This is a genomic window from Polaromonas sp. P1_F9 (genome assembly GCF_056405615.1).
Genome location: NZ_JBFUBT010000003.1, coordinates 375,429 through 395,560, shown reverse-complemented (window position 1 = coordinate 395,560; position 20,132 = coordinate 375,429). Strand labels below are relative to the sequence as shown.

Sequence of the window (20,132 nt, the reverse complement as noted above, 5' to 3'; positions counted from 1 at the left end):
GTGCTGATGAGAAAACCGGTTTGACCGCAAACCCTGCGGGCCGAATCCGTACAGTTGCTTCTTTCTTCCTGATTCCGTTCCTGCTTGCGCTGGCCCATACGGCTTCTGCGCAAGCCCAGGAATCGCCAGGCGCGGGGGCGTATGGTGTGCAGTTCTTCTGTTCACAGTCCCAGCTGGAGCGGCTCGGCCCCCACATGTTCCGATATCTCCAGCAGCTTGGCATTCCGGCCCGGCTGGTTCAGGAGACCTTCGACAAGCGCGAAGGGACCCTGACGTATTCCCTGCTGGGCTCAGGCGCGGCCGTGAGCACTCTGTTTTTGGCGCAACGCCCTGAATTGGCAATCAGGGACGAGGTGGTGCTTGTGCCGGTGAAAAACAACAAGACACGCAAGCTCAAGACGGTCTCCAAAAAGGAAATCCTGCTGGCCTTGCTGCACCCGGGCCGGTTGACGGAGTTCAGGGGAAAGGCCTGCGATATCCAGGCCCTGGCCGACCACGTTGGCATTCGCCAGAACACCGTGATCTGGGCGGAGGTGCTGGAATGGGGCTGGCCCGAGGGTGGCCCGGCCAAATGGAATTCCCGCTATTGGGTCAATGGAACACCCAAGCTCCGCACTCCACTGCATAAAGCCCTCAACGACATGTTTTTTGAGCAGGGGGAATACGAGATTGGTTGCTACGCTGCAACCAAGGTGGTGTTTGCCCAGGGTGCGCTGGATTACTTTCGCCGCGTCAAAGGGGACGCAGGCAGGGCGCGCGCGGTAGAGCGGCGATTGCTGGCCGACGGGGAGCCGCTGGTTGACCTGGAGCCCGGCCGTATGTGGAGCTTTGAAGCCGACTTTGATCCGCTGGAACTTGAACGGCCAGGCAAGGTTTTGCGCATCGTGGGTGGTGTTGCTGCGGGCAACTTTGTCCCCGGCGATTGGGCTTATTTCCTGAACACCGACCAGCGCACCAGCCAGAAGACGGGGTATGAGGGCTCCAACGCCATCTACCTGGGAGGCGACCGGTTTGACGACTATTACAACGACAACCAGCACCATTACACCTACGAGGAGAAACTCAGTGAGGTCTATCAGTGGCGTCATGACGTTTTCAGCCGGCAACGCGATGCCGAAAAAATACAGCACCTGGCCGCGCACGACTATGAACGCCTGAACGCAACGCCGGAAAATGGCGGCTTGCTGATGAGCTTTCGGGTTGTGCCCTATTTTTTCGGCTATGAGGACTTGCCCCCGCTACCGGGCCCCCGAAACGACTAGGACTGCACCCCGGAAGTAGCGAAAAAAAATGAAAGCGATGGATTCGCGCCCAGGGCAAGGCGCAAGCCGCAACGAAGGCTGAACATTCGCAAGGATTGCAACACCGCCATGGGTGCGAAGACGCGCTTTCATGTTTCGATATTTTCGGGTTGCAGTACCAGGGCCTGGCGGCGCTGAGGATTCAATGGATTTACAGGGCACCCTCAAACATGAGGACGTCAACCATGTCCCCTGCAGCGACATTGCCTTGCGCATGGTGAAGCACCATCAGGCCGTTGGCTTCGGCCATGGAGCGCAGCACGCCCGAACCCTGGCTGCCGGTAGTCCTGACCTCCAGGGAGCCGTCGGGCGCGGTGGATACCCAGCCGCGCTGGTATTCGGTGCGCCCCGGTTTCTTGCGAATGGGCTCCAGGCTGCGTGCTTTGAGCAACGGCGCCGGCGCGGCGCTGTCACCCATCATCTGGAGCAGGGCGGGGCGCACAAAGGCCAGAAAAGTCACCATCACCGCAACGGGATTGCCGGGCAAGCCAAACAAGATGGCGCCATTGGGGTTTGGGAATGCTTTTTGAGTGCTATTATTTTCATAGCTGCTTGCGCATGTCCCCATTGGGCTGGGGCCTGATTTCTCTATTGAAATCCGTCCCACGGCCATGGGCCGGCCTGGCCGCATCGCAATGCGCCAGAAAGCCACGTCGCCCAGCTTCTTCATCATTGCCTTGGTGAAGTCTGCTTCGCCCACGCTGACACCGCCGGAGGTGATGACAGCGTCGGCCACTGTGGCCGCGCGAATGAACGCCGCCTCTAGCAAGGCCGGGTCGTCACGCACCACGCCCATGTCAAACACCTGGATGCCCAGGCGGCTGAGCATGCCGAAGACGGTGTAGCGGTTGCTGTCGTACACCGCGCCTTCGCGCGGTGCTTCGCCCAGCGACAAAATCTCATCGCCAGTGGAGAAGTAGGCCACCCGCAGTGGCCGCCAGGTGGGCAGTGTTTTAAGGCCCAAAGAGGCTGCGAGTCCAAGGCGAGCGGGCGTGACACGCTCACCTTTTAATAGCGCCGGCCGGCCCTGCATGAGGTCCTCGCCGCGCAGCCGGCGGTTGTCGCCGGGCCGGAGCAAACCCGACGGGATGCTGATGCGCGAGCCCTGGCCATCCTGGTGCAGGGTGACAAACTCCTGCGGCACCACGGTGTCCAGGCCGGAGGGCATGATGGCGCCGGTCATGATCTTGACGCACTGGCCGGGTCCGGCGCTGCCTTGCCAGGCCTTGCCCGCCAGCGCTGTTCCCTCGGCCACCCGCAGCTCAAGCGCCTTGGCTGCGGCCAACTGCCCACCATCGAAGGCATAGCCATCCATGGCCGAGTTGTCGTGCGGCGGCACGTCAAACGGCGAAACCACATCTTGGGCCAGCACCCGTCCGAAAGCCTCCATCAAGGGTAGCTCGAGCTGCTCCTGCACCGGCACGACAAGCCGGGATAAGAAATCCAATACCTGGTCGGCAGACAGTGACTGTGGGTCGTAGCCTTGCAGCTCCGCGGCAATCTGGTCGAGTGTTTTCACGGCTGGCGGGATTCCAGCTGGTGCAGCTCGGCCAGTGTGTTGGCGTTGAAGAAGCTGCGGCTGTCGTCGCCGGGTTTGTCAAACGGCACGACGGCTGTTTTGTGCTGCGCCGTCCAGGCGTCTATCTTGCGGCCGCCACTGTGGGTGAAGCGCACCAGGCTTTCCAGCATGTGGGTACCCATGAGGCAAAACACCGGTTGGGGCCTGAGCTGCCCATCTTCTTCGGGCGCCGCCGCCACGGCAAAGTCAGCACCGTCCTGCGCAAGTGCTTCGGCAAGCCGTGCCACCAGGTCCTCGGGAAACAGCGGGGTGTCGCAGGGCACAGTCAGAAGATAAGGGGTTTCACAACGTTCCAGGCCCGTCAGGAATCCTGCCAGCGGCCCGGCGAATTCGCCCAGACCGGTGCTGTCGGGCCAGACCGGAACGCCGAATGATTCGTAAGCGGACAGGTTGCGGTTGGCATTGATCATCACGTCGCCGACCTGCGGCGACAGCCGCATCAGCGTGTGCAGCGCCAGGGGAACCCCGTTGAAGCTCTGCAGGCCCTTGTCGACACCGCCCATGCGTGAGCCGCGCCCGCCTGCAAGAATGACGCCTGTGATGGCCTCGGCATGAATAGTGGAGGGCATCGGGACATCTTTCAAAACAAGCTCCTGGACTCACCTTCAGACAGCACGGGGTAATTCCCAGGCCAGTCAGGGCCGCGGAACCGGCTTCGCCGGGCCGCAGGCGCAACGGCCCCATATGTAAGGAAAGGGGCAGCGCGCCGCAGGCTCGAAGTGAAAAGCGTGGGGGTCATGTCATCCGCCTATGTAACTCATCTCGACCCGTTTCATCGTTGAATCAGGGGTGCTTGTGTCGGCGGGCATCGCCGCACGCAGCTCCGAATAGCGGTCGTCGCGCCCCTGCCAGATATGGGCCACAGCCGCCGCGATCTGGTCGTCGCCGTAGCCGCCGCGCAGCAGCGCGCGCAAGTCCTGGCCCTGGCTGGCAAACAGGCACAGGAACAGCTTGCCCTCGGTCGACAGCCGGGCCCGGTTGCAGTCGCTGCAAAAAGCCTGGGTGACGCTGCTGATCACGCCGATCTCGCCCGCGCCATCGACGTAGCGCCAGCGTTCGGCGGTCTCGCCAGCGTAGTTGGGGTCTATGACCGCCAGGGGAAATTCGGAGTCCAGGCGCTCCACCACCTGGGCAGAAGGCAGCACCTCATCCATGCGCCAGCCGTTGGTAGCGCCCACGTCCATGTATTCGATGAAGCGCAGCACTGCCCCGCTGTGGCGGAAATGACGGGCCATGGGCACGATCTCCGCGTCATTGGTGCCGCGTTTGACCACCATGTTGACCTTGAGCGGCGCCAAGCCTACTTTTTGCGCGACCTCGATGCCCTTGAGCACATCGGCTACCGGAAAGTCCACATCGTTCATGCGGCGAAAGATGGTGTCGTCCAGTGCGTCCAGGCTCACCGTGACGCGCTGCAATCCGGCATCCTTGAGTGATTGGGCCTTTTTCGCGAGCAGCGAGGCATTGGTGGTCAGCGTGATGTCCAGCGGCTTGCCCTGCGGCGTTTGCAGCTTGGCCAGCATTTCGATCAGAACTTCCAGATGCTTACGCAGCAGCGGTTCGCCTCCGGTCAACCGGATTTTTTCGACGCCATGCGCTACAAAAATCTTTGCCAATCGGGCGATTTCTTCAAAACTCAGCAGCGAGGTTTGCGGCAAAAAGGCATAGTCCTTGTCGAATACTTCGCGCGGCATGCAGTAGCTGCAGCGGAAATTGCAGCGGTCCGTCACGCTGATGCGCAAATCCCGCAGCGGCCGGCCCAGCGTGTCACTCAGCAGGCCCGTCGGCGCAGACAACCGGGCAGGGATATGCGGCACGCGGCTTGCGTAGCGGATATCTGCCAGTGGAATGATTTTTTCGGTCGTCATCGTGAGGGGCCCAAAGGGAGAATTTACCCCATTGGGCCGGCTGGAGCGCTAAAAAGCAGCCTTATCCCCAAAGAGGGATTGGCTCACCCCCGTCCAGGCTCACTTCGTGTAGCCCGTTCCCCCCTCGAGGGGGCGGCGCCTCGGGCCGGCGAAGCCAAAAAATTGGCACACCCCTATCGAGCTCACTTCGTGTAGCCCTTTTCCCCTTGCAGGGGACGGTGCCTGCGGCCCGGCAAAGCCGGTTCCGCGGCACCCATTGGTGAAATACCTCGCACTGGTTACGCACAGAACTCTTAAACCCAGCATGAGCCGCGGGACTGGCTTTGCCGGGCCGCAGGCGGGCGGCCCCCTCGGGGGGCAAGGAGTTACACGCAGTGAACGACTGTGGGGGCTCTATTCAGACACACCGCGCGCCGTCGACCTCGATGCAGACGCCACTGATGAAGTCCGCTTCGTCGCTGGCCAGGTAAAGCGCGGCATTGGCCACGTCCAGTGCGGTCGAAAAGCGCCCCAGGGGAATGCTCGCGCGAAACTTTGCTTTGCGCTCTTCATCCAGCGGGCCACCCGCGAATTCAGCTGAGAGACCTGTGTCGGGGTTGAATACCGGGTTGATGCAATTGACCCGGATGTTGTCGGGGCCGAGCTCGGCCGCCAGCGACTTGGAGGTCGTGATGACGGCCCCCTTGGAGCCGTTGTACCAGGTCAGGCCAGGACGGGGGCGTACGCCCGCCGTCGACGCAATGTTGATGAAGCTGCCCCCGCCTTGTTCGCGAAATACCGGTGTGGCATGAATGGTGGCGAGGTAAATGCTTTTGACGTTGATGGCGTAGCACTTGTCGAAATCGTCTTCGTTGACGTCCAGCGCGGGCTGGTTGCGGTGTGTCCAGCCGGCGTTGCTGACCATCACGTCGAGCCGGCCATAGCGCTGCACGGCGGCGTCAACCAGCGCCTTGACCTCGGCGGACTTTGTGACGTCGGCGGCAAAGAACGAGGCCGTGCCGCCGGCCTTGGCGATGGCTGCCACGACTTTTTCACCCTGCGCCACATTGATGTCGTTGACGATGACTTTGGCGCCCTCGGCCGCCAGCCGCCTGGCGATGCCTTCACCGATCCCGCCCCCGGAGCCGGTCACGATGATGGATTTGTCTTTGACCCGCATGGGTTTGTCTCCAGATTTTTGATTTGATACGTGAGCTTATTACATCTCCCGGCACGGCCAGGCGATTAACCGTGCCGTACGGCCACGGTCTTCAGCGTCGTGAAACCGTACAAGGCCTCGAAACCCTTTTCGCGCCCGTAGCCAGACGACTTGACGCCGCCGAAAGGTAATTCCACACCACCGCCAGCGCCGTAGTTGTTGATGAACACCTGGCCGCTTTTCACGCGCCTGGCCATGCGGAACTGGCGGGCGCCGTCGCGCGTCCAGATGCCGGCGACAAGACCGAACTGCGTTGCATTGGCAAGTTCCACTGCGTGATCCTCGTTTTTGAAGCTCATGGCGCACAGCACCGGGCCAAACACTTCTTCCTGCGCCAGCCGGTGCATCACCGGCACGTCGCGCAGCAGGGTGGGGGCCTGGTAAAACCCGGTGTCGGGCGCCTCGTCGACGATCTGGCCCTGGGCCACCATGGGAATGCTGGCAACCTGCGCATCGCTTAAAAAGTCCCAGACGCGCTGCTGCTGGCTTTGCCGGATCAGCGGGCCCACATCCAGGTCCATGGCGGCGGGGCCGACGCGCAGGTTTTCAAAGGCCTCGCCCAAGCGCAGCAGCAGTGGCTCGTAAATCGCCTGTTCTACCAGCAGGCGAGAGCCGGCCGAGCAGGTTTGCCCGGCGTTCTGCACGATGGCGTTGATGATGGCCGGTATGGCGGCATCCAGGTCGGCATCGGCAAACACGATTTGCGGACTTTTCCCGCCCAGTTCCAGCGTGACGGGGCAGTGGCGCTCGGCGGCGACCTGCTGGATCAGCGTGCCCACCGTGGGGCTGCCGGTAAAGCTGATGTGGTCGATGCCTTTGTGGCGGGCCAGCGCGTCGCCGACCTCATGGCCGTAGCCGGTCACGATGTTGATGGCGCCGGCCGGAAAACCCACTTCGGCCGCGAGTTGCGCCACGCGAATCAATGACAGGCAAGCATCCTCTGCCGGTTTGACCACACAGACGTTGCCCGCGGCCAGCGCGCCGCCGACGCTGCGGCCGAAGATCTGCATCGGGTAGTTCCACGGAATCACGTGGCCGGTGACGCCGTGCGGCTCGCGCCAGGTCATCACACTGTAGCCGTCCAGATAGGGAATGGTGTCGCCGTGCAGCTTGTCGCAAGCGCCGGCATAAAACTCGAAGTAGCGCACCAGGGCCGCTGCGTCGGCGCGTGCCTGTTTGGTGGGCTTGCCGCAGTCGCGCTGCTCGATCATGGCCAGTTCTTCGGCATGCTCGGCCACCTTGGCGGAAAGCCGCATCAACAGTCGCCCGCGCTCGGCAGCGCTGAAGCGGCTCCATACCAGTTCAAGGCATTCGCGGGCACTTTTCACCGCGGTATCAATGTCGTGTGCGTTGCCGCGCTGGATCTCGTCAAACACCTGCCCGTCGGACGGATCGATCACCGGGATGGTTTTGCCTGAAGAAGATGCGACAGAGGTGTTGGCGATGTAGTTGAGTTGCATGGCGCTATTGTGCTGAATTTGCCCCAAGCCGGAGTTGCCGCCTCCGATGGGCAGAAATGGGCCATGAGGGTGGCCGGTCCGCGAGGTAACGCTCCCTAAAAGCGTGCGTTTGTCACAGCCACAGCGTTGTGTCCCGGCCAATTTACAAATCCTTTGCTGCGCCACGATCGGCATTTATGTAGGATTGAACCTACACATGCACCTCGCCAATTCCTACAGGGAACGGTGCTCATGTTACGCAGCGGCCCGGCCGTATTGGCGTGACGACAGCGGCAGGCAGCCGGCAACTGCGGGTCCGCATTTTTTGACGCATACCGCGATGACTGATCCCACCAAAAGCCCAGCCGATGTTCCGCCCGGCGACGACGCGCCCCCCACCAGCCTGCTGGCCTGGTTCAAAGCTTCCATGGCCCGTTTGCGCGACTGGTTGTCGATCCAGGCCTTTGGCATGAAATTCGCCGTGCTGGCCGTGGCATTGATGATTCCGGCAAGCGCTTATTACGCCTGGTCGACCCTGGAGCGGCAGGAAAAAATGGCACTGGAAGTCAAGGCCATGGCAGCGTCGGGGCCGGGTGTTGAGGCGGCCTGGACCTACAACACCGCACTGCCGGTCGTCTTCGGAAGCGGGTCGGTCCTGAGCTTTCTCGAAGCCCATCCGGTCACGCGCATCACCATCATTTACCGGCCCATCTTGTGGACCGTTTCCGAGCGTTTTGTGCTGATTGAATCGGAGGGCAGGCAGTACGCCTATTACCCCTCGGACATGGAAACCAAGATATTGGCTGACAAGGCCGTCACGGCAACGTGGGGTGGCAAGCTCACGTTTGTTCCCCGCGGGGCACTCGACGGCGCCAGCAACGACATGCTGGCGCGCCTTGAGCAGCGTTTCGGCGACGCACGTCCGCAATCCGAACAGGATGCGTGGAAGGGCGGTGCCAGCGCGCTGGTATCAGCGACCTTGACGCTGGGGCTCATCGCCTTCCTCTGGTACCAGACGGGCGGGCAGCGCAAATCCCTCAAATTCATTTCGCCGGCGCAAATCAGCGGTGACATGGAGGACCTGGTCGGCATGGACGACATCAAGGCCGAGGTTGCGCAAATCCGCGACCAGTACGAACGCCGGCTCGAATACGCCGCTTATGGCGTGAACAAACCTTTCAACGTGATGTTCAGCGGCCCTGCGGGTACCGGCAAGACCAAGCTGGCCAGCTACCTCGCCAAAGAGCTGAACCTGCCAATTCTTTTCCATTCAGCTGCCAACCTTGAAACCGGCTATGTGGCTGGCGGTTCGAACACGCTGTCGCGCATTCTTGCGCTGGCCAAGCGGCGCAAACGCTGCATCGTCTTTCTTGACGAAGCGCAGGACCTTTTCATGCGGCGCGGCGGCAACCGCAAATATGACGACGATACGCAGAACATGTTGCTGGCCATCCTGGACGGTGTGCGGACCAAATCGGATACTGAAATCATCTGGATCGTGGCGTCCAACTTCAATTCGGCCAACCTGCAGATGGACGAGGCCATGCTGCGCCGATTCCAGATGAAGGTCGACTTCCGCATGCCCAACCAGCAGGAGCGCCTTGCCATCACCGGCCACTACCTGCGCCAGCGTGCCGACAAGGTGCTGCCCGACATGGACCTGCGCCATTTTGTCGAACTGACGGAAGGCTGCAGCCCGGCAGACCTCGAAACCATGGTCAACCAGGCCGGCATCATCGCGGTGCAGGCGGGCCAGATGATAGGCGCGCACACCCTGATGCAGGCCGCCGAGCGTGTGCTGGTGGGCAATGTCAACGACAACACCACCAAGGAGCGCGAGCGCGACCGGCGCATCATCGCCGTACATGAGTGGGGCCACTTCCTGATGGATTTCCAGCACCGGCGCAAGCTGGCCGGCGACAACTGGAACGCGCTGCTGGCGGACATGACCACCATCAAAATTTCATTGAAGGCCAACCCCCGCAACAATGCCCTCGGCTTTGTACTGCACAAGCAGGACAGCAACCTGCTGCAGACCAAGGGTGACATGGAGCATGAGGTGCGGGTGCTGCTGGGCGGCATGGCGAATGAGGAGATCTTCTTCGGCGAAGACGGAACCACGGGCGGCGCCCACAATGACATCACCCGTGTCACGCGGCTGCTGCACCATGCGGTGGCTGAAATGGGCATGTACCGCAAGACCCGGCTGAATTACGCCGCGCTCCTCAAGGACGGCGGCACGGCACCGCCGGACGAGGAAACCCGCAGCATCATGGAAGCCCAGAGTGAGCGGCTTTACAGTGAGACGAAGGCCACGCTGGCCCGGTACACCGCCCTGACGGAATACCTGACCGGCTGCCTGATGAATGCCGGAGAGATGACATTGAGCGAAGCACTCCGCGAAATCAGGTACTTTGAAAGCCTGACTGCCGCACCGGATCTGGCGCTGCCTGGCCCTGGTTCCAGCCAGTGGATGCCAGCCTGAGTCAACGAACCTTTGCGGCTTCGTCCTCACCACGCCCATGCAAAAAGCCCTGCATTGCAGGGCTTTTTGCATGGGCCGGAGCAGTCTAGCGTGAGGCCGGTGCTGCCGGTGTTGGCGTTGCCGCGGCATTGGGCGCCTGCGTAGGCGCGGGGGCCGGCATGGCGGGTACAGTCGGTGTGGCGGCCGGTGCACTCATGGCAGCGGGCGCGGCCATGGGTGCTGCCAGGGCCGCCGCGGCTTCACCGCCGTGGAACTTCATCACCAGGGGCACGATCAGCAGCGCCACGATGTTGATGATCTTGATCAGCGGGTTCACGGCCGGGCCGGCGGTATCCTTGTAGGGGTCGCCCACAGTGTCGCCGGTTACGGCGGCCTTGTGTGCCTCGGAACCCTTGCCGCCGTGGTGGCCGTCTTCAATGTACTTCTTGGCATTGTCCCAGGCGCCGCCGCCGGTGCACATCGAGATGGCAACGAAGAGGCCGGTGACGATGGTTCCCATCAGCAGGCCACCCAGTGCCTGGGGGCCGAGCGCCAGGCCGACCACGATGGGCACGACCACGGGCAGCAGCGAGGGGATCATCATTTCCTTGATGGCGGCTGTGGTCAGCATGTCCACGGCGGTGTCGTACTCGGGCTTGCCCGTGCCGTCCATGATGCCCTTGATGTCGCGGAACTGGCGACGCACTTCAACCACAACGGCGCCGGCAGCGCGGCCCACGGCTTCCATCGCCATGGCGCCGAACAGGTAGGGGATCAGGCCGCCGATGAAGAGGCCGACGATGACCTTGGGGTTGCTCAAGTCGAAGCTGATCACGTTGCCGTAGGCTTCGAGCTTGTGGGTGTAGTCTGCAAACAGCACCAGCGCGGCCAGGCCGGCGGAGCCGATGGCGTAACCCTTGGTCACGGCCTTGGTGGTGTTGCCCACCGCGTCCAGCGGGTCGGTGATGTCGCGCACGCTGCTGGGCAGTTCCGCCATTTCGGCGATGCCGCCGGCGTTGTCGGTGATGGGGCCATAGGCGTCCAGCGCGACCACGATGCCCGCCATGCTCAGCATGGAGGTAGCCGCAATTGCGATGCCGTACAGGCCCGCCAGCGAGTAAGCCGTCAGGATGGCGATACAGACAAAAATCACCGGCCATGCGGTCGAGCGCATGGAGACACCCAGGCCGGCAATGATGTTGGTGCCGTGGCCGGTCGTCGATGCCTGTGCAATGTGCTGCACCGGCTTGTACTGCGTGCCGGTGTAGTACTCGGTGACCCAGCACAGCGCGCCGGTCAGGATCAGGCCGACTGCGCAGGCGCCGAAGAGGCGTATCTGCGTGCCGCTCGCTGTAACGGCGTTGTCGGGCATCAGCCACATCGTGACGAAGTAGAAAGCGATCAGCGACAGCACGCCGGCAATCGCCAGGCCCTTGTACAGGGCCGGCATCACGTTCTTCATGCCGGGCGAGGCCTTGACGAAGAAGCAGCCGATGATGGAGGCGATGATGGACACGCCGCCCAGCGCCAGCGGGTAAACCGCCGCAGTGGCGCCCGCGCCTGAGAGCAGCAGGGCGCCCAGCACCATGGTGGCAATCAGTGTCACCGCATAGGTTTCAAACAGGTCGGCGGCCATGCCTGCGCAATCACCCACGTTGTCGCCGACGTTGTCGGCAATCACGGCCGGGTTGCGCGGGTCGTCTTCGGGGATGCCGGCCTCGACCTTGCCCACCAGGTCAGCGCCGACGTCGGCGCCCTTGGTGAAGATGCCGCCGCCCAGCCGGGCGAAGATGGAAATCAGCGAGGAGCCGAAAGCAAAACCAATCAGGGGGTTGAGCAGGTTGGCCAGCTTGAGGTCGGGTGTGTAGTTGCCATTGCCCACCAGGAACCAGTAAAAGCCGGTCACGCCCAGGAGGCCCAGGCCCACGACCAGCATGCCGGTGATGGCGCCGCCGCGGAAGGCAACGTCAAGCGCGGGGCCAATGCCTTTGGTGGCGGCTTGGGCGGTGCGCACATTGGCGCGAACCGACACGTTCATGCCGATAAAGCCGCAAGCGCCTGACAGCACCGCGCCGACGACAAAGCCGATGGCGGTTTTACCGTCAAGGAAGAAGCCGATCAGTACGGTGAGGACGACGCCCACCATGGCGATGGTTTTGTATTGCCGTGCCAGGTAGGCGGCGGCGCCGGTCTGGATGGCGGCTGCAATTTCCTGCATGCGGGCGTTGCCTGCATCCTGGGAAAGAATCCAGCTGCGAGCCCAGATGCCGTAACCCACGGCGACCAGCCCGCAGACGAGCGCAAGAATAAGCGCTGAGTTGCCTGTCATAGAAATCTCCTACGTTGTTTTTCGCTTGGAGGGGGTTTCAACGCTAGCAAATGGTGTCTTAACCCCCGCTGCGTTGCTTCCTCGTTGCTTGGTCTACGTAGAGACAAGACGATTGGCCAACTCGCGCAATTTACAGTGAAAACATGACAACTTTAAGAACCGTAAGGTGTGAATCAGTAAAATGAGGGTAAATACCGAGCAGTTGGCCCGTGCCGCGGCTGCGCAGGTAGCCCATGTGTTTTAAGAATCTTCTTTTCTCCCTTCCTTTCCTTCCTTTCTTCTTCCTTCCATAAAGAACTCAAGCGACCATGTCCCTCGATAAAGTTTCCCCCGGCAAAAACGTTCCCGAATCCTTCAACGTCATCATCGAGATCCCGATGAATGCCGACCCGGTGAAATACGAGGTGGACAAGGAGTCCGGCGCGATTTTTGTGGACCGCTTCATGAGCACGTCCATGCACTACCCGACCAACTACGGTTATGTGCCCAAAACCATCAGCGGCGACGGCGACCCGGTCGACGTGCTGGTGATCACCCCGGTGCCCCTGATTCCCGGCGTGGTGGTGACTTGCCGCGCCATCGGCATCCTGAAAATGACCGACGAAGCCGGTGAAGACGGCAAGGTGCTGGCGGTGCCCATCGACAAGAAATGCTCGCTCTACACCCAGTGGCAAAAACCTGAAGACATGAACCCGCTGCGCCTGAAGACCATTGCGCATTTCTTTGAGCATTACAAGGACCTGGAGGAAGGAAAATGGGTCAAGGTACTGGGCTGGGAAGGCCCGGATGCCGCCAAAAAAGAAATCACGGACGGCATTGCCAACTATGCAAAGGCGGGTAAGGCCTGAAACCTGGCCTCTGGCACGAAAACGTAAGCGTTTTTGTGCCGAAGGTGGCTCAGGCCGTGCGCGAGCAGCTATAAAAAATATAGCAACGGCATTGAGGGAAACGTAAAAAAGCGCCTGCAGCGCAGCCTGTAGGCGCTTTTTTCATGCATGGGTGGGCGGTCGGCCTGGTGCTGAGGGCGTGGGTCAGACGACCGCCATGCTGGCGCAGCTTTCAGCGCACTTGCGGCACGCTGCGGCACATTCGTCCATGCCGCCGACGGCCTCGCAGCTGACGGCGCAGGCCTCGCACACCTCCGCGCACAGGGCGCAAAACTTGGGCACGAATCCGGAGCCGCAGAGCTGCAGGTTCGCCGACAGCTGGCAGATTTCCGCGCAGTTGAGCATCAGCGTGAAGTGGTCCGGCTCAGTGTGGCTGCCGCCCACCTGCAGGCAATGCGTCATGGCCGTCTGCAGACAGGTGTGGTGGCATTGGGTGCAAGCCTCTATGCAAGGCTGCATACTGGCAATGGCGTGGTCCATGGTGTCTCCCAACAAGCATTGAAAGCCCCAGCATGGCGGGCCTGGCATGGTTCACAAGGAAGACGGGGGCGGCAGCGTATGTAGGCTTGTGCTGACGTCCGGCGTTGCGCCGCAAGCCTTACGCTTTTCGCACAGGGTCAGGGAACACCAGGCCGTGCAGCTTGCCCTTGTCCTCGCGCGAAAACGGCTTCCATTGGCCTTCCGGCTGTGCCAGGCGGTCGGCCACTGCCCACCAGGCGCTGGGATTGACGCCCATGCCGATATGGCTGGCCAGCACTTCGATGTTTTCGGTCTGCGGATGGGCGGCACTGGCTGCCTGGATGCTGGCCTGCCATGCCACCACACCGTCGCTGCGCGAATAAATGCTGGTGGTCGGCACAGGCGGGGCGGCCGGCAGATCGTAGCTTTCGGATTCGCGCTCGACGTTGCGGCCGCTGGTGAGTTCATAGATTCGCCAGGCATTGGTGGCCTTGTGCGAGCCCGCGAAGGGCGTGCCCAGTGTGATCACGCCGCGCACCATGTGCGGTAGCTCCTTGGCCAGTTCGCGCGCATACACGCCGCCCAGGCTCCAGCCGATCAGGCTGACCTTGCGGCCTGTGGCCTCAAAAGTGCGGGCCAGGCTGTCGCGGGCTTCTTCCAGCACGCCGGCGCGCGGGCCGAAGTTAAACCCCTGTTCCCACCCCCAGGGCCTGTAATTGAGCGACTGCAGGTATTGGCGCAGTGGCACCGTGGTGGCGTCGTTGGCCGACAGGCCCGGAAACACCATCACTGCATGGCCGTCGCCGCGTGGCGCGCGGGCCAGCAACGGCCAGGCGGGCAGCAGGGCGCCGAACTCCCAGAACGCACGCAGCTCAAGCGCCAGCAGCCAGGCGCTGGGCGGAACATCGTGTGGGGACGGTTTTGCTTGATCTTGGGGGGAGGAGGAAGACGGATTTCGCCTGGGTGACGGGCTTGCCATGGCTTGAAGCATTGGTTGTCTTGTTGGAATTCCGACTAGGGTCTGATAGCGCTGTTTTTGCAAGATGCGTTGCGAGTCAAAAAGGCCATGAGCAAGGCGCAAAACGCAGGCGGGGTGAACCCCGTCAAGGCTTTGCAACGCCGCGCAGGGCCTTTTTGATCGCAACCCGTAGGGAACGGGGTAAAAAAGGCGCCACTCGGCGTAGCGCTCCTAGCTCAGACGCCCGGTCTGAGCGTCGTCGCGCGCCTTGATTGGCGCCTTTTTTACCCCGTTCGCATTTGCAAAAACAGCGCTATTAGACCCTAAGAGTATGGAGGCGCTTACGGTTTTTTACAGAGAGAGGTCTCTCTAACGTGGACGCTTCGCTGCGGTTTTCGTCGCGTTCGTGACAGCGGCTTTGCGGGTTTTTACCGGGGCGGCCTTCACGGCGGCTTTGACCGCGGCCTTTTTGGTAGCGACTTTGGCCGTCCTTTTCGGCGCGGCCGCTGTGGCGGCGGGTGCAACAGGCGCTGCGCTCACCATCAAGGTTTGGGCCTGAGTGAAAGCCTCTTCGATTGCTTTCGCCAAATCCTTCGCATGCGGCAGCGCCTTCTTGTCGGCAACGATGCCGAAATCCACATGGCCGGCATAGGTCTGGATCGTGATGTTGAGCGCCAGCCCGTGCATAACGATGGATAGCGGGTGAAAGGTCAGGAACTTCGCGCCGGCCAGGTACAGCGGTACTGGCGGGCCCGGCACGTTGGAGATGGCCAGGTTGGCCACCATGGGCAGGCGGCTGGCGATGCCGCTTTTGCCGTAGGCGTTCAGGGCCATCTTGGCTGCGCCGCCCACCAGCCACGGCGCCAGCAGCGAAGGGTAGTCGGTTGGCAGAAGGCCCTTCAGGCTTTGCATCGACGTTTTCACCTTGGCGGTCGATGCCATGATGGCGTTCATGCGTTTGAGCGGGTGCGCCAGCTGCGTGCCCAGTTCCACCAGGCTCATGCTTACCTGGTTGCCCAAATTGCTGGCGTCGGTGGCGCCGGCTTCGCGCAGCGACACCGGCATGGCGGCTACCAGCGATTTTTTCGGCAGGCTGTGGTGCTGCGTGAGGTAGCTGCGCAGCGCTGTTGAGCAGATCCACAACACCACGTCGTTAAACGAGCCGCCCACCGCCTTGCCCATGGCCTTGCATTCAGCCAGCGGCAGGGTGGCCGTCACAAAGACGCGGTCCGTGGTGATGCCGGTATTAAAGGGCGTTTGTGGCGCCAGCTTCATCGGCATTTTGGCTTTGATGCCCGTGGCCGAACTGGTGGTGGATTGTTTTGCCAGCGTGCTGCCAAAGGTGCTGGCCGCAGAGGGCAGTGCCTTGGCCAGTTTGGCCAGCTGGCCCAGCGAACTCGAAAACACCGTGCCGATCATCTTGCCCAGCTTCAGGTCGGCCTCGGTTTTGCGGCGGCGGGCCGGGTCGGGCGGCGGCACCTCCCGCGGCACCGGGCTGAAATCGAGCAGGGCATTGGCCAGCATCACGCCGCCTTTGCCGTCCAGCGCTGCATGGTGAATCTTCGAGAAAAACCCGGCCACCACCTTGCCACCCTGCGATGCGGGCAACTGGATTCGGTCAAAAATATAAAACTCCCAGAGCGGGAAATTACGGTCGATGACTTCGCTGTGCAGTTGCGCGCACAGCTTGTGCACCTCGGCCAGTGTCATGGCTGAATTTTGGTGTGAAGCACCTTTTTTGGCGGAGTCCGCGCGGCGGATGTGAAAGTCGATATCCACCTCGTCGGCATCCACCCACAGCGGGTGGCCCAGATCCAGCGGCATGAACACCAGCTTGCGGCTGAACACCGGCGCCAGGTGCATTCGTTTGGCGATGTGCGCTTTGACCGCCTTGTGAAAGCTGCCCTTGAAGCCCTCCGGCAGTTCGCACAGGTTGAGCGAGCCCACATGCATGGGCATTTCGGGGGTTTCAAGGTAAAGAAAGGTTGCGTCCAGGCCGGTGAGGGATTTCATTGTTGTTGTCTCCGTGAGGGAGACATTAACCGAGCAGGACGGGTTGCGGCACTAGGGTTTGCCGTAGCGGCAGCTGTCACGCCAGGCTCAGCGCGCGGCCGTGATTGCGTTCAAGCTTCGCAGTCGCCCAGCATTCCTTGCTCATCGTCGTTGAGTCCGGCGACAGGCGTCGCCTTGGCCAGCGCCATCCAGACGCCGAGCGGCAGCTGCTGGCGCGTACGCCGCGGTGCGGCCCTTGCAACGGCCAGACGCGTGTTCTCCAGCACCATCACACCGCATTCCAGCGGGACCTCGCTGGCATCGCCGATCGGCCGGCCCTTGGCGTCGCAACCGAGCACATACCAGCACTCGCCGCCCAGGTCGAGGTAGGCGGCGCGCTTTTCGGGGCGGCGCAGGTCGCCCAGCAGGTCGGAGCGGTGCACCTTGATCTCGTGCACGATCGGCTCGACATATTCCTGCACCGTGGTGTTGCGGATGGAGAACACATCGGGCCGGGCGATGCACCAGCGGACCTTGCCGCCTTCGACCTCGGGCGGCAGCTGGGCGCGCAAGCCCAGGCCGCGCCAGGTGATGCGGCCGGCCCGCACCATTTCGCAGGCTACCTGCTCGACCAGTGCCTCATGCTTTGAAAGCGCCGAGCGGTTGCGCACGAGCACGGTGGCCAGGTAGGCCACGCCGGCATCGGTCACGCGCAGGGTTTCGTGGCCTGCAGGGCCGGCCACGCGCTGCAGCATGCCGGTGGCCAGCAGTTCGATTTCCAGGAGGTCCTGGCAGGGCCAGCCGGCGGAGCGGTAGACCTCACGCAAGCGCCGGGCGTGCGGACGGCCCAGCGGGGGCGCAGGGTCGGCAGTCTGCGTTGCGGGGTTTTCGGGTGTAGCAGTCACGAGAGCGTTCATGGAGAAATAGCGGTTTGAGCCGTCGGCAGGGTGGCCGCCAGCGCCTTGAAAACCGTTCGGAAACAGGCGTGAAAGACAGAGCTTAGATCAAGCCGGGGCTTAAGGGAAATGAGCCGTTGGTGCAATACTGGCGGGCGCAAGCAGCTATTAATACGATAGCGTGACAGCGTTTCCGCGCCCACCGCAGGCAGCGGTGGTTGTACTGCGAAGCGGGCCGCCGGCCAAGCGGCCCGGGGGGTCAAAGCGGGAGGATCTCGAAACGTGCATTGTCCAGGTTGTCGCCCAGCGGCCGCATCGCCGCCAGAATCGCGTCGGTCTCGGCGTGTTGCCAGAGCGCGATGACCTGCTCCTCTGCTTCCGAGGCGTTCTCCAGCGGCAACCCTTCATGCAGCGTTTGCGTCAGCACGTAGGCCCGCAGCGAGGGCAGCACATATTCAGGGCCGCCCAATGAGAATTCAAGTGCCATGCGAAAACGCAATTCGGCCTCTGCGCGCTCGTCGGCGGTCAGAGTCGGGCATTCGACCAGGTTGACGGTATAGGTGGGCGCGGCTGTCATTTGAATTCCTTGCAGCAAGTCAGAGGCCAGAGGCAAAAAGAAGAACCAGATGAAAAAAGCCGGGACGAGCCCGGCTTGTTTAGAGCGCGAAGCTTATCAGAATGCGTATTTCAGGCTGACAGAGTACGCATCTGCGCGAATTGAACCGCCGAACCCTTCGCCTGTTTTACCAAAGTTCTCGTATTCGAGACGCACGGCGAGTGCCGGCGTGATGTTGTATGCGACACCCACGCCAGCCATGAGCGAGGTTTTGTTGCCAGAACTGGACTGGCCGACAAGATTAATTTGTCCACGGTTTTTGGAAACACCGAGCTTACCGAAGAGAGAAAAATCCCGACCCAGCGGAAGGGTACCCGTGCCAGCAATGCTGTATTGCGATAGCTTGAGGGAGCCAGCCACAATCTGAGCACCCGCAGCGGTGCGTGCAACTACGTCCCGGTTGCCTAGGTCCGAATACTGAGCCTCAACACCCCAGTTGGAGGTAATTTGGTAGCCTCCGTACAGCTTGTACATGCCCTTGCTGGAGTCTCCGCCAGTCAAACGCGTGCCAGCTGGAATACCTGCACCGGTGATGGACCCATCTACACCCGTGGCTTTTGAAGAGCCGACACCGACACCCGCATACCACTGGGCCGAAGCCGGCATTGCCACGAACGCTGCGGCGATTGCGCCAGCCAGGAAAACTTTTTTCATCGAAATTCTTTCAAAGGGGTAGTGAAACATTTGGAAACAGGCGCTGAGGATACCGGCATCCTTAAGGCCGGGCAACGCTTCTGGCTCTGCTGTGGCAGACATTCACCTATTTGCAACGTTCCGGCGTGCGGCGCTGGTTGCCGCGAACAACACTATTTATTTGCAGGAGGCCTGAAAGGGCTGCGGCGTTCCAGGTCTTCCATGTAGTTGTCGATGCCGGCGCCTTCGCGCTCCAGGAAACGCTCGACCGCGTCGGCAAACGAGGGGTGCGCCAGCCAGTGGGCGCTGGTGGTTTTGACGGGCAGCAGGGCGCGGGCCATTTTGTGCTCGCCCTGCGCGCCGCCTTCAAAACGCCGGTAACCGTGCTTAATGCACCACTGCAGCGGCTGGTAGTAGCAGGCTTCAAAGTGCAGGCAGTCGACGCGGGCGAGGGCGCCCCAGTAACGGCCGTAGGCAACCAGGGACTGGTTTTCGGCGCTTTCCCCGCCGCGATTTTTTTCAGGACGGGCACTGACGGCGATCAGGCTTGTCGCGATGGGCCGCCGCTGGCCGTCGGCGTTGTGCTCGGCCACAAACAACAGCCAGTTCTCCGGCATGGTGTCCTGCATGCGCTGGAAGAAGTCGCGGCTCAGGTAAGGCGCGTTGCCATGCTCGTAATAAGTACGCTCGTAGCAGCGGTAGAAAAAGTCCCAGTCGGTGTTGCTGATGTCTTTGCCCAGCGACCAGCGGAAAGTGATGTTTGCCTCGGCGACCTTGCGGCGCTCCTGGCGGATCTTTTTGCGTTTTTCCTGGCTGAGCGATGCCAGGAAGTCATCGAAGTCGCGGTAGCCTACCTGGCGTTCCGCCGACAGGCCGCCCTTAGGCGGAACGGCCCCCTCGGGGGGCAGCGAGGACACGCCAGTGCCGAGCGTGGGGGCACTGTTATCAGTCCAGTGGAACTGCACCGTATGACGCAGCATGAGGCCCGCATCTTCACAGGCTGCGACATCTTCGTCGGCGGTAAATAGCAGGTGCAGGGACGAAAGGTCTTCCTCGGTGCACCAGGCCACCAGGGCCTTGATCAGCAGGCTGCGTTCGTCGGCTGTGCGGGCCAGCAGGCGGGCGCCGGGTACGGGGGTGAACGGCACGGCGACCAGTGCCTTGGGGTAGTACTCAAGCCCATGCTGCTGGTAGGCATTGGCCCAGGCGTGGTCGAACACGTATTCGCCGTAGGAATGCTCCTTGAGGTAAAGCGCGCAGGCGCCTGCCAGTGCCTTGCCCTGCCAGAGGGTGACAAAGCGCGGCGTCCATCCGGTTTCGGGTGTAGCGCTGCCGCTTTGGTGCAGCGCGGCCAGGTATTCATGGCGCATGAAGGGGTTCGCGGGCTCGCCCGGGCTTTGTGCCGCCAGCAGGGCGTTCCACTCGGCTGCATTCACCTCCAGCGGCGAATTCAGTACGCGAATGACATAATCGTTTGAGTTCTTTTTCACGTGTTTTCGGGGTTCTACTTCAA

16 protein-coding genes are annotated in these 20,132 nt (G+C 62.0%); 3 read left to right on the top strand and 13 right to left on the bottom strand.

All coding sequences use genetic code 11. The features are described 5' to 3' along the window. Positions 1-20: 20 nt before the first annotated feature. Positions 21-1,262: a hypothetical protein gene (locus AC1DYR_RS10835; RefSeq protein WP_477705109.1), complete on the top strand. Its 1,242-nt coding sequence runs from the start codon at positions 21-23 to the stop codon at positions 1,260-1,262. Between the two features lie 190 nt (positions 1,263-1,452). Here the strand turns inward: AC1DYR_RS10835 and moeA are convergent, their stop codons facing one another. The 5 genes from moeA to AC1DYR_RS10810 all read right to left on the bottom strand — a co-directional run bounded on the left by moeA (position 1,453) and on the right by AC1DYR_RS10810 (position 7,406). Further along, positions 1,453-2,820: a molybdopterin molybdotransferase MoeA gene (moeA, locus tag AC1DYR_RS10830; protein WP_477705108.1), complete on the bottom strand. Its 1,368-nt coding sequence runs from the start codon at positions 2,818-2,820 to the stop codon at positions 1,453-1,455. Next, positions 2,817-3,449, bottom strand: coding sequence for a molybdenum cofactor guanylyltransferase MobA (gene mobA, locus AC1DYR_RS10825; RefSeq protein WP_477705107.1), 633 nt, complete (start codon positions 3,447-3,449; stop codon positions 2,817-2,819). Before mobA ends, moeA begins: the two co-directional genes overlap by 4 nt. 171 nt (positions 3,450-3,620) lie before the next feature. Beyond that, positions 3,621-4,748: a GTP 3',8-cyclase MoaA gene (gene moaA, locus AC1DYR_RS10820; RefSeq protein WP_477705106.1), complete on the bottom strand. Its 1,128-nt coding sequence runs from the start codon at positions 4,746-4,748 to the stop codon at positions 3,621-3,623. Between the two features lie 397 nt (positions 4,749-5,145). Further along, complete coding sequence (locus AC1DYR_RS10815) at positions 5,146-5,907, bottom strand: SDR family oxidoreductase (protein ID WP_477705105.1); 762 nt, start codon at positions 5,905-5,907, stop codon at positions 5,146-5,148. Positions 5,908-5,972: 65 nt separating this feature from the next. Continuing rightward, positions 5,973-7,406, bottom strand: a complete 1,434-nt coding sequence (locus AC1DYR_RS10810; protein ID WP_477705104.1) for an aldehyde dehydrogenase family protein — start codon at positions 7,404-7,406, stop codon at positions 5,973-5,975. 319 nt (positions 7,407-7,725) lie between these two features. Here AC1DYR_RS10810 and AC1DYR_RS10805 point away from each other — a divergent pair, with 319 nt between their 5' ends. Continuing rightward, positions 7,726-9,870, top strand: coding sequence for an AAA family ATPase (locus AC1DYR_RS10805; RefSeq protein WP_477705103.1), 2,145 nt, complete (start codon positions 7,726-7,728; stop codon positions 9,868-9,870). Between the two features lie 85 nt (positions 9,871-9,955). Here AC1DYR_RS10805 and AC1DYR_RS10800 read toward each other — a convergent pair whose 3' ends face one another. After that, positions 9,956-12,178: a sodium-translocating pyrophosphatase gene (locus AC1DYR_RS10800; protein WP_477705102.1), complete on the bottom strand. Its 2,223-nt coding sequence runs from the start codon at positions 12,176-12,178 to the stop codon at positions 9,956-9,958. A gap of 308 nt (positions 12,179-12,486) precedes the next feature. Here AC1DYR_RS10800 and ppa point away from each other — a divergent pair, with 308 nt between their 5' ends. After that, positions 12,487-13,026, top strand: a complete 540-nt coding sequence (gene ppa, locus AC1DYR_RS10795; RefSeq protein ID WP_457278617.1) for an inorganic diphosphatase — start codon at positions 12,487-12,489, stop codon at positions 13,024-13,026. Positions 13,027-13,209: 183 nt separating this feature from the next. On the opposite strand, the gene AC1DYR_RS10790 is transcribed toward ppa, so the two are convergent. From AC1DYR_RS10790 to AC1DYR_RS10760, 7 genes are all read right to left on the bottom strand, one after another. After that, a complete protein-coding gene (locus tag AC1DYR_RS10790) occupies positions 13,210-13,545 on the bottom strand; it encodes a four-helix bundle copper-binding protein (RefSeq protein WP_477705101.1) in 336 nt (111 codons plus the stop codon). A 118-nt stretch (positions 13,546-13,663) separates the two neighbouring features. Then, on the bottom strand, positions 13,664-14,503 hold the full coding sequence (locus tag AC1DYR_RS10785; RefSeq protein WP_477705100.1) for an esterase/lipase family protein: 840 nt from the start codon (positions 14,501-14,503) through the stop codon (positions 13,664-13,666). Positions 14,504-14,851: 348 nt separating this feature from the next. Further along, on the bottom strand, positions 14,852-16,495 hold the full coding sequence (locus AC1DYR_RS10780) for a wax ester/triacylglycerol synthase family O-acyltransferase (RefSeq protein ID WP_477705099.1): 1,644 nt from the start codon (positions 16,493-16,495) through the stop codon (positions 14,852-14,854). 110 nt (positions 16,496-16,605) lie between these two features. Beyond that, a complete protein-coding gene (locus tag AC1DYR_RS10775; RefSeq protein WP_477705098.1) occupies positions 16,606-17,391 on the bottom strand; it encodes a hypothetical protein in 786 nt (261 codons plus the stop codon). A 238-nt stretch (positions 17,392-17,629) separates the two neighbouring features. Further along, the gene (locus AC1DYR_RS10770; protein ID WP_477705097.1) at positions 17,630-17,947 is read right to left on the bottom strand and encodes a hypothetical protein; all 318 of its coding nucleotides are present in this window, start codon (positions 17,945-17,947) and stop codon (positions 17,630-17,632) included. 96 nt (positions 17,948-18,043) lie between these two features. After that, positions 18,044-18,742: an outer membrane beta-barrel protein gene (locus AC1DYR_RS10765; RefSeq protein WP_477705096.1), complete on the bottom strand. Its 699-nt coding sequence runs from the start codon at positions 18,740-18,742 to the stop codon at positions 18,044-18,046. Positions 18,743-18,792: 50 nt separating this feature from the next. Further along, a complete protein-coding gene (locus AC1DYR_RS10760; protein WP_477705095.1) occupies positions 18,793-20,109 on the bottom strand; it encodes a GNAT family N-acetyltransferase in 1,317 nt (438 codons plus the stop codon). Positions 20,110-20,132: the final 23 nt, after the last annotated feature.

Coding starts and splice junctions, on each gene's coding strand:
- mobA (WP_477705107.1), bottom strand. CDS start 3,449: ATGCCCTCCACTATTCATGCCGAGGCCATCACAGGCGTCATTCTTGCA.
- moaA (WP_477705106.1), bottom strand. CDS start 4,748: ATGACGACCGAAAAAATCATTCCACTGGCAGATATCCGCTACGCAAGC.
- AC1DYR_RS10815 (WP_477705105.1), bottom strand. CDS start 5,907: ATGCGGGTCAAAGACAAATCCATCATCGTGACCGGCTCCGGGGGCGGG.
- AC1DYR_RS10810 (WP_477705104.1), bottom strand. CDS start 7,406: ATGCAACTCAACTACATCGCCAACACCTCTGTCGCATCTTCTTCAGGC.
- AC1DYR_RS10805 (WP_477705103.1), top strand. CDS start 7,726: ATGACTGATCCCACCAAAAGCCCAGCCGATGTTCCGCCCGGCGACGAC.
- AC1DYR_RS10800 (WP_477705102.1), bottom strand. CDS start 12,178: ATGACAGGCAACTCAGCGCTTATTCTTGCGCTCGTCTGCGGGCTGGTC.
- ppa (WP_457278617.1), top strand. CDS start 12,487: ATGTCCCTCGATAAAGTTTCCCCCGGCAAAAACGTTCCCGAATCCTTC.
- AC1DYR_RS10790 (WP_477705101.1), bottom strand. CDS start 13,545: ATGGACCACGCCATTGCCAGTATGCAGCCTTGCATAGAGGCTTGCACC.
- AC1DYR_RS10785 (WP_477705100.1), bottom strand. CDS start 14,503: ATGGCAAGCCCGTCACCCAGGCGAAATCCGTCTTCCTCCTCCCCCCAA.
- AC1DYR_RS10780 (WP_477705099.1), bottom strand. CDS start 16,495: ATGAAATCCCTCACCGGCCTGGACGCAACCTTTCTTTACCTTGAAACC.
- AC1DYR_RS10775 (WP_477705098.1), bottom strand. CDS start 17,391: ATGAACGCTCTCGTGACTGCTACACCCGAAAACCCCGCAACGCAGACT.
- AC1DYR_RS10770 (WP_477705097.1), bottom strand. CDS start 17,947: ATGACAGCCGCGCCCACCTATACCGTCAACCTGGTCGAATGCCCGACT.
- AC1DYR_RS10765 (WP_477705096.1), bottom strand. CDS start 18,742: ATGTCTGCCACAGCAGAGCCAGAAGCGTTGCCCGGCCTTAAGGATGCC.